Below are 10,247 nucleotides of genomic sequence, written 5' to 3'. Positions count from 1 at the left end.
GTCTGCGAGTAATCTAACTCCCAGTCCGGGATCCGGGGGCAAGGTCAGTGCCTACGGGAGATCGCAGGTTGCCGCGCATGGAGCACTCATGAGGAGCTCGAACCATGGATGATGACATCGAACGCCTGATGAGCTTGCTCTTGGCAATGAGCGAGGAGGACGTGGAGGCAGCGGAGTATCGTGAGCTACGAGCGCATTTGATTTCCGAACTCGTCCGGATGCAGGCAGAACAGGACCTGCTAGAGCGCTTGCGGCCAATTCAGGATCAGGTTGACCGTATGGGCGCGCGAGACCCCGATTTTGATCTGAAGAGCTTCATGGATGCCGGCTGGGAGTAGCAGGTGGAGGTCCTTCGTGCCGGGTCATTGTACCGCAGGGATGTGCAGGGCGCCGACGGACCGTGTGATTTTGAATAGGCACAAGCGTTCACTCTGATGACTGGTACTATTGCGAGCCGATAGCACGCGGACGATCGGAAAAGCCTTGGGCGCTCATGGACGGCCCTAACCGGGATCGGCAGCCCAAACTCAGCAGTGACCGGTCCTGCTTGTCAGGATTTTCTCGCGGAGGTGTAGCTGATCAATCAAATACAGATCGAGATGCCGCACGCGTGCTATGGCCCCGATTGCCCTCAACGCCGGGCCGATGTTAGAGGTAAGGCTAGGCACGCCACCCGGTAGAGCTGAACATCGTGTCCGTGAGCGCTTCAAAAATATGCATATCAATCGCCTTAAACTTGAGAACTTCAAGGGCTTCGATCATTTCGAAATGGAGCTCAACGACAGGTTTACACTTATCATCGGTAGGAATGGCGTAGGCAAGTCCAGTATTCTTGATGCGCTTTCGGTCTCGTTCGGGTCATTCCTGCTAGGAATTCCTGATGCCACCTCTCGCCATATTCTTAAGGAGGAGGTTAGGGAGGTAGTAAGAGAGTTTGATGGGCGCATGGATTTCGTGTCAGCCTATCCCGCTGTAGTGGCTGCGCAGGGCAAAGTTTTTGCAGGCTCTCATGATCAAGTAATTACCGCTTCATGGAAGCGTGAACTTTTGAAAGCTACAGGAAAAACAACGATCAAAGATGCGAGGGAAATTCGAGATCTCGCGGATTCTGCCTACGGCATAATTGCATCAGGTGGTGATGCGACGTTGCCATTGCTTTCTTACTACGGAACCGGTCGACTTTGGGTGGAGCCAAAGAGGATTGACCGGAAGGCCCGCCCCTCTCGTTTTGATGCGTACAGAAACAGCCACGAGCCGCGTGTTTCGTCTTATGATTTGCTTGAGTGGCTTAAGAGGATGCGACTAAATGAGTTTGAATCTGATCGCCCGTCTGGGATACTGAAAGCTTGGCGCGCAGCAATCGAAAGTTGCTTTGATGGCCCTGTTCGCGTGAACTACTCTCCATCTCGGGGAAGGATAGAGGTTGAATTTGAATCTGCGAGTAAAGTTATCGCATATGATAATCTAAGTCACGGACAGAGAAATATTTTATCTATGGTTGGGGATATTGCTTACAAGGCTATTATATTGAATCCCCACTTGGGGTCGGAGGCGGTTTCTGCAGCTAGAGGCGTTATTTTGATTGATGAGATTGATCTGCATTTGCACCCTTCATGGCAAAAGAAGATCATTCCGGCGCTACTGAAAGCGTTCCCTCGGATGCAGTTTGTTGCTACGACGCACTCTCCCTTTGTTATTCAGTCACTTTCAGAGGGGGTTCTGTTCGATCTGGATGACAGGCATCCAGATGGTGATGTATACAATATGCCTTTGGACGATATAGTTGAAGCGGTGCAGAAAGTGAAAGTTGTGGATAGGGCGGAGCCATATATCGAGCAACTTGAGATGTCTGAAGGGTACTTGAAGCTTCTAAATAAGATCATCGATACATCTGATCCTGCTTGAAGGAAAAGATGATCGCGCAGCTGGATGAAATGGAGGGCCGTTTTCAGGATCCAACCGTTGAGGCTATGATGCGTGTGGAGCGGTTGTCCAGGCTGGGATTAGAAGAGAAATGAGGCCTATCTGCAGAGGGGCGGCGCCTCGTGAATATAGACGGTATAGAGACGCTGTTGATGATCTCACTCACCGACTAGGTTACTTCTGTAGTTACTGTGAGCAAGTAATAAAGCACGTTCCGGAAGTTGAGCACGTGCAACCCAAAGTGAGGCGTCCTGAATTGGAGCGCTCTTGGGATAATTTCCTTCTTAGCTGCAAGAGCTGTAATACTGTGAAGAGCTCGTCCCTCGTTGATATTGATGCTGTAGCTTGGCCGGATCGCGATAATACATTTTCGGCTCTAATTTACCGGCCGGATGGTAGCTTGGAAATACGGGGTGGATTGCCTGATGAAGTTTCAGAGTTGGTGGAGAACGCCGTAAAACTTGTAAAGTTGCATCGGCATCCAAATGGCGCAACCTTGGAGGACCGTCCGTCCCCTCGGGACAAGAGGAGCGAGCACCGCTTTACTGCGTACGCCGCGGCCGAGAAGCAATTGATCAACTATGAGAGGTGCTGCGGGAATCCAGAAGTGCGTGAGGTTATTTCGGATATGATTGCAAACTTTATTGCGCCTAGTTTGGGTTTCTTTTCTGTTTGGATGTCCGTATTCTTAGATCATCCAGAAATGAGAATAAAATTCATCGAAGCATTTCCCGGCACCGCTCGCGATTGCTTCAATGGCGTTGGTGTGCCGGTTCGGCGACCTGGCGGAAGATTTTAGCACCGAGGTGCCATAGTAAGTCTAGGTTCAGGTCTCGTTCACTCTCAAAGTCAGAAGATTACGGTCGCAGCGCGTGCGATTGTAGAGAAGAGGGTTTGTGAGCCGCGGTCAAACCGGGTCGCAACCCTCCTCCAGTCCTTGAGCTTGCCGAACATGATCTTGATGCGATTTCGCTGCTGAACGGCATCGGCATCAAGTTGGAGGGCGAAGGCGATTGGCACACGCGCAAGCATGGCGGCTCCAAACGGCGGGTGCGGCGCAAGATCCGACTCGGAACCGACGAGAAAGCACTGGAGATCCTGGCCGTCGAAGTCACATCCAGTAAAGTCGGCGATGCGCCGACACTACCGGACCGGCTTACCCAGCTCCCGGCGGCGGAGGAGATCGCCACCGTCGCTGCCGGCGGGGCCGATGATATCCGCGCCTGCCATGACGCCATCGCTGCTCGCGATGCCGCAGCTATCATCCCGCCGAAACGCAATGCGAGGCCATAGAAGCCGGACACAGCCGGAGCCCGGGCGCGCAACGAGATCCTGCGAGCATCAAAACACTTGGGCCGGGTGCTCTGGCGGTACGGGAGCGGGTATCACCGTCGCAGAAGGGTCGAAACGAAAACGAACTGCTTGAAGCTGCTTGGCCAGCGGGTGACGTCGCGGGACTTCGACCGCCAAGTGGCAGAGGTCCAGATCCGCGCGGCGGTCCTCAACCGCTCTACGGCACTCGGTATCCCGATGATCGTCGCCGCGGGATAAGTGTTTCCGGGGAGAGGCGAAGTGCGGCCATCAACTGATTTGCGAAACAGCCCCGTGGACATCACTCAGCGCCGACGAAAACCGAAGCGCACGCCTTCTCCCAGAAGGTCGAGAACGCCGTCGGCCTCCTCACTCATAGGGTTGGGCAGAATTTCGATACGGGTCGATAGCGGGGTCGCTGGATCAGCAACATAGGCGATAACGTAGCGTTTTTTCGAACGCGGCTTAGCCGCCTCCCGGGCCGCGCGGACCTCGGTTTCACCCATTTCGAACCGGCAGCTGTCCCCTTGGCTCGCTTTAACTTCAATCAGCCAAGTTTTACGATCATACTCGACCTCGAAGTCATAGCCGAGGCTGTCGGATGCGACAGCGCCGATCTGCAGGGTCGCATTTTTGGAGACCCATGCCTTGTCGATGTCCTGCGTGCGAAACCGATCCTTCAGCCAGTGATAGACGACAAGCTCACCGAGCCTGCCGATCATATCCTTCTTCTCTTGCGGCATCCGGGAAGGCGCATCCGAGTTACGAGGCACCATCGGCGGATTTCGATGACCGGATTGCCGGGCTTTCACCTCCGCGAGATTCGCCAAGGTACCAAGCCGGGCGGACTTGACGGAACTGGAGAGATTATTGCCGATCTCCACCGATATCGCGCTCCAGTCGCAATTCTGGGGATCCTCGTTGCGGCCATTGAAGGGTACTGACCTAGCCAGCGCGGCGCGTGCATCGGCTTCACGCCTCGATGCCTCTTGAGCGGCGGCAATTTCGGACTCGGGAATGCCCAGCGTCTCGCGGTCGAGTGACGCACCCATTCCAATCGGCCAGAGCTTCAAATCCACACACCATTTCAGAATATCTTCACTATCGAGCGGTCGGAAATCAGTTATCCCCGCCTTATCCAGGCCGGCGCGCAAATAACGTTCTGAAGATCCTGAATCATGCCACGTTTCAGGGAGAGCCACGCCCTCGACTAGGTGCCAAGCTCGCACCAGTGGCGTCGCAGTTTTTGAAAATTGCGAGATAGCACGCTGATTGGCCGCACGGACCTCGAAGACTGGCGAGAGCTTGGCGTCATTGGAGCCAAGGCTTGGTGCATTGCTTCGTGTCAGCCATGTCTCGACGAAGCTCAGGAGCAATTCCTCCGGTACGATGACATGTTCGGTCAACCACGCGGGATCGGGCGCAAGTGCGCGCAGGGTGTCACGAAGAGATGCATAACGGGGCGCGGATTTACCAGCAGAAAGGTCTGCTGCGACGCTGTTCCGCAGCGAAAGCAGAATATCGGCTTCATGGCATGAAATAAATTGCGCCAGTAACGTCGCGTGGAGTTCTGGGTGAGTGACAGGTTCGCTGCCGGTTTCGGCGAGACTGAAATTAAAGCGCGCAAATTCGAACTGCATCAATTCCTGAAACTGGTCCGTCGCAAACGTGCGACGACAATTATCGATCAGATTCGGCACACTTAGACCGAATTCCCTACCCATTGGCTCAAGCTCGGAAATCAATGCGGCCATGTCCGCCTCGTGGACAAATTCAAGTGCATGAAGCCGGTCTAAAGCGTCCCGCCCCCCCGCATAGTGGAAAGCCGCGCGGATCCACGGCATCCGCACATCCAGCCGCTCGCCCATGAGATTTCGGGCAGACGCAGCAGCGCCATTGTCGAGCAAAAGCGTTCGACAGAGCCTGTCGATACTCTCCTGGTCCAAGTCCATTCGATCGATGGATTCGCCGTCTTGAGCAAGGCTGTTCGCCAACAGCCGCATGTTCGCTGCGACGATAGGGAGATCAATGGCCTCGCAGATTGCCGGAATACAGCGATCAAGCGCACCCCAAGTCATCACCGCTTGGTTCAGGATGACGACAATCGGGACCCCATCCGCCCTTCGGAAATTCACGGCGGGCTTATCAACTGCGTACGGAAAGCTTGTCCCGTTGATCTCGAACTCTATTCTTTCGGCCTGCTGCACCCGCACGTTGGCAAGGGCCGCGAGCAAAGGCGACCGGTCGGCAGGCAACTGAGACGCGGCCGTCCCGCGGACGCCTTCCAGCGCGATCGCGAGCATCGGCCGCAGCCAGGGGCACAGGTCGATGGCAGTCCTGTCAGCTTCAAGCGTCTCCATTCCGGCTCCATCGACCCGCACATCATATTGAAGGGCGGATAGGCGCGATACGTTGTGACCATAAATCGCGCTGAGCAGATTGCCGATCCTTGAGCGGTCGGCCCCTTTCACGTCCAGCATCGCACCGCCCAGCGGCCCGATCAAACTCGCGGCGATCTCATCGTCGATGTCACGCACATATACAGGAGGCGCGCCTTTCGCACCGGGCACCACGACCATCAAGTCGCCTGCCTTTCGGACGAGAAGCGGCATCTCTGGATCGGGTGTGCCGGGAAACTGGGGCTCGACCGCGTGGCGATCCGCTGCCGTTTTCCAGGTTAAATTATAGAGGTTCGCCAAAAACGGCTCATAGTGTTGGCTGACGCTTCCCGCCTCATATTGTTGGGCCAGAAAGCCGAGCTGTGCAAATTGAGTGCCTGGCTGATTGAGCGTCCTTAAAAGTGAAAATTCCTTCAGCCTTCGGGCCGCGTTGGGTGGAGCGCGGTCGAGCGCGCGCGCCGTCCGGGCGGTCAGCTGCCGCAGATAATACGGGTATCGATCAATACCGTTCGACACCCAGATTTCCGAAAGACGGTAATGCCCTCGACGACCGCCATCCGCTGACGGTTCCTCGGCAGGCATCCACTCTGCGCTACGAAGGAAGGCACCTGCTGGTGTAGACCATTCCCGAGAATCCGAAGTGTAGTGGGTGTGCTGCACGTTTGTGACGAGTTGGCTCGTCGGAACGGTGGCGGCCCATTCGATGACCAGCGCGGCATACAATTCGCGGCATTCGGGTGAGAACCGTTGATGATCGTTTTGCCCTGGCAGACACCAAATTTTGGTCGAGAACCGATAAAGCGTGGTGTAGGAGAAGGTCAGCGCGTGCGGCTGATGGACTTCTAGGTCCCGCCTCCACTCATCAATTGCCGCATCGCTCAAACCGATCTTGCGTGCAAACTCAAAGGTTTTGAACTGGCTGGCCGTGGCCGTGTCCAGGCCTTCAGGCTCGAAGGCCTGCAGACCGCAGCGCACGCCGAGCGCGGAGAGAAATCTCGTCCACTGATCGATGCGCGTACCCTTGAAGGCCCGGTGCGCTGTCGGCGCGAGGCGCTTTCCCTTGAATGTGATCAGGTCCGGCACATCGTTCGGCGCAGTCGCTAGAAACTCGCCAAGCCGGCGTCCAAGCGTTTCCTCGGGCCATGTTTCAGAAAAGACCGCATCCGTTGCCACGATCAGGTCGTTGTCCACGGTCGGTACGAGCAGGCGATAGCGCTTATCGATCGCGATCGGCCGCCCGAGTTCTTCGGTGCGACGCCAGATCGAAAAGGCCCATCGCAGACCCGCTATCGCCTGCTCGATCGTAGGATTCGCCTGGACGACCTGCGCGATCCGCGTAAGCACCGCATCGCCGTCGTAGGCTGAGACGAGGCCAGTCTCGAGATATTCCCGGGTCTTGCGCAACTCGCCATGCCAAGGGAGGGCGTTCGAAGCGAATGCGAAATAGCGCCCCAACTGGACCGGGACGCGTAGGAGTTCTGTCGGCTCACCCCCTTCTCCTGCGGGCCGGCGCGCAGGAGGGAAAAATAATGATGGTGCGATCGGCTCGCCGCGCCTTCGGCGGCGCCGTCGCCGTGTCTCGACCACATCATCATACGTATCACTAACCTTGCCGTCGGCACGCACAGTGCCGTCATCGCAAAGAATAATTGGAAGCCCGGTTAGCGCAGCCGGTTGATCGACGAAGCTTAGCAGATCCCGATAGAATGCTGTCCATTTTCCAACGCCCGGACGCGGACGGGCCTTCAACCTGCCGGCGATACTCGCTGCAATACGGGCCTTCTCGCCATTGCTCATGGCCTCCCGGAATGTGCCCTGTGTGCACACCTTAAGAAATTCGATAAGTCGCGAGATCCGAGCCGTATGCAGGCCCGGCCAGATCAAAGCGACGCCTGCAGCGCTAGCATGTCGCGGTACAACTCCTAACGAAAACGTATCGGACTCCGGGAATCGTGCTCGAGCAGCATTCGGGTGGTGCCATTCCAGCCGCTCCGGGTCCGTGCTGGTTGGTGCGACGCAGGGGATGACACTGGAGTGAATGAACTCAACCTCGGACAGCTCGGCGACATGCTGAGCGACCAAGAGCGATAGACCCAGATGCGATGCACTTCTGCTAACCCTCAGGCTGTCTGGGTCGGTCCAAGTCAACAGATCGACCGCAACGCGTGCGCGCTCTTCAGTAGGAAGCATCGGGTTCTGCGCGTAGGTCTCGTCTAAAGGAATAGTCGTTAGCCAGAACAGACACCGGGCGGCGAGCTTGGCACCTTCATCAAGCAAGAGCCTGTTGAGCGCGACGCTCGCGTCCAGCGCCTTACGGTTGGATGTTGGAAAGAAGCTCCCGTGAAAGTGCGCAGGGAGCGGAGCTGCTGCTCCCTCCCCCATCGGAAGATAGGTGTAGAGGCGCGGCGCGTTAATGTCGGCGTCTAAACGGAGCGCAAGCGCGACCTCGCCCATCCCCGACCAGCTTTCCCAAGAACCGTGAAGCTGGGTGGTCTCGATGCCGTGGCTGATCGCCTCCAGCATTTTTCCCTCCGCTACAGCCTCTCGCAGAACTAGCCAGCGAGAGTTCTCGAGCGTAACGATCGTCGCAGCCGCCGGTGCGCCGGGAAGTTCCTTTTCAGTCCGCGAAAGCGACCGGCCGTAAGTGTCGCCACCATCGAGATCGATGATCCTGACCGTCAACTGGCAGAGGTGCGCGAGGAACAGAAGGAGAGGCGCGCTATCGTCGTTGAGCTGCTGAATCTCGGCAAACGCATCATCATGGGCAGCCTTGTCGCGCAGGGGCAAGCGAATGACGGATGCGAAGCCCTTGCGCGCGAATTCGCGGACGGTGTCGTTTTGATCCTTCAGAACCTGCGGAAGGAAAAAGACCGGCAGTGAGGTTCTAGCTAGTTCGGCAAGATGGGGATCGGCGAGCAATTTCTCGAACTCATCCGGGCGCGCAAACGTGAAGCAAAAGCCATCAAATCGAGTCAGCGAGCCATCCAACTCTCTCCGAGAATAAACCTCCGGCGCGTCGCAAACGTGGCTCACGCTACGAAATCCAAGGCCTTTGTTGCCGATCGCCTCCCCTGGAGGTTTGTTTGACATGGCGATACGGGTCAACGCCTTCAGATTTTCGTGGCTGAAAGGCCGTCCCCGATTGGCGACATAGAGCGTACCAAACTGCCCTTCGCGTTGGTCGAGAATAATCTCGACCTCACCGTCGCGTTGATCCCTGGCGTGGGCATCGCTTCCATTCTGGATTAGCTCGATGAGGAAGCGACCGTGATAGTCAGCCGCCACATGCTGGGTCAGGCTTCGATTTTGAGCATATACATCGTCGAAATAATCACCGGTGTTGGGATCCACGGTGCCACGAAAAGATGTGAGTTTACCACTAGCAAGCGCTTCAATCGCCTGTTCCGGTGTCTCTTCCACTTCGATCTCACTCGCGATCGCTGGCGCCTGCTGCAAATCGGCTTGGCTCAACACTACCCCCTACCGGTACCCTAATCATGCTTTGAGATATATGAACTGGCCACCCATTCCGGCGCCTCACGCGCGAATGCCGACTCTATATCGGAAGCGGTCCCATCTAAGAACAGGGTACCAGAGAACACGTCCACCCTTCTGTGGCAACCGCTCGCTGATCGATTAGGCCACATTACCGGTTGGTCCGCTGTAATCCCGAAGACGCTCGCGGAAACAAAAGCCACAGTTCCTTTTCACTTCTTTTGTATGAACGACTGCCATCCGGTCTTGCAGCAGTAGCCATGCCGCGCTGCCGTGAGGTCGCTTTCGGTCCTTCGCAGCGGTGCTTGGTCGGACGCTGCGCGGGCACGAATGTAATGGAAAGGGCTGCCTCGAGACATGTGTCAAGTTACCAAGGCGGCTCGTTAGACGACGGCCTGTATCTGGGTCAGAAATGCTCGACATTTGGGTCGGGAATGCTTGGCAGAGCGTAGGTGGGCGGCCAAGATTTCAAGGCTATCCCCGTCGCCTAGAGTCGCTTTCGCACGACATTCGACACCCTCTGCGGGGTGTCAGGAAAAACTGACTTTCAAGTCAGATGCCCGACCCCGCAGGCGGAACTTCCAGAACGCGGAGTGGCGTCGCCCAGCTGAGCTTGCGATCTGAGGGTAAGGTCATTCCTGCCTATGCCTGATCCCGGAAGTCTCGTTTGGCCAAGAGCCTCCCTGCCATCCCCGGAAATACCTTTCCTCAGTTGCCGCTGACCGTGCCGCATGCCGCGTTCGAGTCGGCATCGTCCTTGTGTCCCGACTCGCGGCGAGGGGCGGCGCAAGCTCCATGCAGCGATTCTGCAGCGACACTGCCTTTCCGATCGATCCCCTGTTCCGCGGGGAGGGGATCGCGATTGAACAATTGGCGCAGCTGGCCCGGTGCGATGCGGCTGCGTTGGAATGGGTCTCAGTCCGCCACCTCGGAAAAGGGCATTTCCGACTGCGAGACGAATTTGCCTCCCTCCAGAGCTTTCAACGCTTGCGTGTACGTGTCCGTCCCGAGTGTGTAAGGGCGGAGGTGTCAATCGGCTCTGAAAGGGGGCTCTGACTCAATTTTGATGCGGGGCTTTGCCTATGGCATCGCGGTGATCCTCGCCTTCAGCGTTGCGAC

Annotated in this window: 4 protein-coding genes and 2 pseudogenes; 4 read left to right on the top strand and 2 right to left on the bottom strand. The window is 56.8% G+C overall.

All coding sequences use genetic code 11. The features are described from left to right. Positions 1-104 precede the first annotated feature (104 nt). The 3 genes from ICN82_RS20160 (at position 105) to ICN82_RS20150 (ending at position 2,722) form a co-directional block, all read left to right on the top strand. Entirely contained in the window at positions 105-338 is a 234-nt protein-coding gene (locus ICN82_RS20160) for a hypothetical protein (protein ID WP_193186840.1), read from the top strand. A gap of 277 nt (positions 339-615) precedes the next feature. After that, positions 616-1,905 (top strand): AAA family ATPase, encoded by a 1,290-nt coding sequence (locus tag ICN82_RS20155; protein WP_193186838.1) that lies wholly within the window; start codon positions 616-618, stop codon positions 1,903-1,905. 109 nt (positions 1,906-2,014) lie between these two features. Then, positions 2,015-2,722 (top strand): HNH endonuclease, encoded by a 708-nt coding sequence (locus ICN82_RS20150; protein ID WP_193186835.1) that lies wholly within the window; start codon positions 2,015-2,017, stop codon positions 2,720-2,722. Between the two features lie 50 nt (positions 2,723-2,772). Here ICN82_RS20150 and ICN82_RS20145 read toward each other — a convergent pair. After that, positions 2,773-2,898, bottom strand: a pseudogene (locus ICN82_RS20145) (IS5/IS1182 family transposase); the annotation flags it as partial. On the opposite strand from ICN82_RS20145, the pseudogene ICN82_RS20140 reads away from it, so the two are divergent. After that, positions 2,896-3,474 (top strand): annotated as a pseudogene (locus ICN82_RS20140) (IS5 family transposase); the annotation flags it as partial. The pseudogenes ICN82_RS20145 and ICN82_RS20140 sit on opposite strands and share 3 nt — an antisense overlap. A gap of 65 nt (positions 3,475-3,539) precedes the next feature. On the opposite strand, the gene ICN82_RS20135 reads toward ICN82_RS20140, so the two are convergent. After that, the gene (locus tag ICN82_RS20135) at positions 3,540-9,104 is read right to left on the bottom strand and encodes a sacsin N-terminal ATP-binding-like domain-containing protein (RefSeq protein WP_193186832.1); all 5,565 of its coding nucleotides are present in this window, start codon (positions 9,102-9,104) and stop codon (positions 3,540-3,542) included. Positions 9,105-10,247 lie beyond the last annotated feature (1,143 nt).

The sequence above is a fragment of the Mangrovicoccus algicola genome (assembly GCF_014903745.1).
Taxonomy (GTDB): Bacteria; Pseudomonadota; Alphaproteobacteria; order Rhodobacterales; family Rhodobacteraceae; genus Mangrovicoccus; species Mangrovicoccus algicola.
Note: the sequence above shows the minus strand (reverse complement) of the source record. Positions and strands in the feature narration are given on the sequence as shown.

What these genes read in the sequence shown, in the direction of transcription:
- ICN82_RS20160 (WP_193186840.1), top strand. Translation starts at nt 105, where the DNA reads ATGGATGATGACATCGAACGCCTGATGAGCTTGCTCTTGGCAATGAGC.
- ICN82_RS20150 (WP_193186835.1), top strand. Translation starts at nt 2,015, where the DNA reads ATGAGGCCTATCTGCAGAGGGGCGGCGCCTCGTGAATATAGACGGTAT.
- ICN82_RS20155 (WP_193186838.1), top strand. Translation starts at nt 616, where the DNA reads ATGGCCCCGATTGCCCTCAACGCCGGGCCGATGTTAGAGGTAAGGCTA.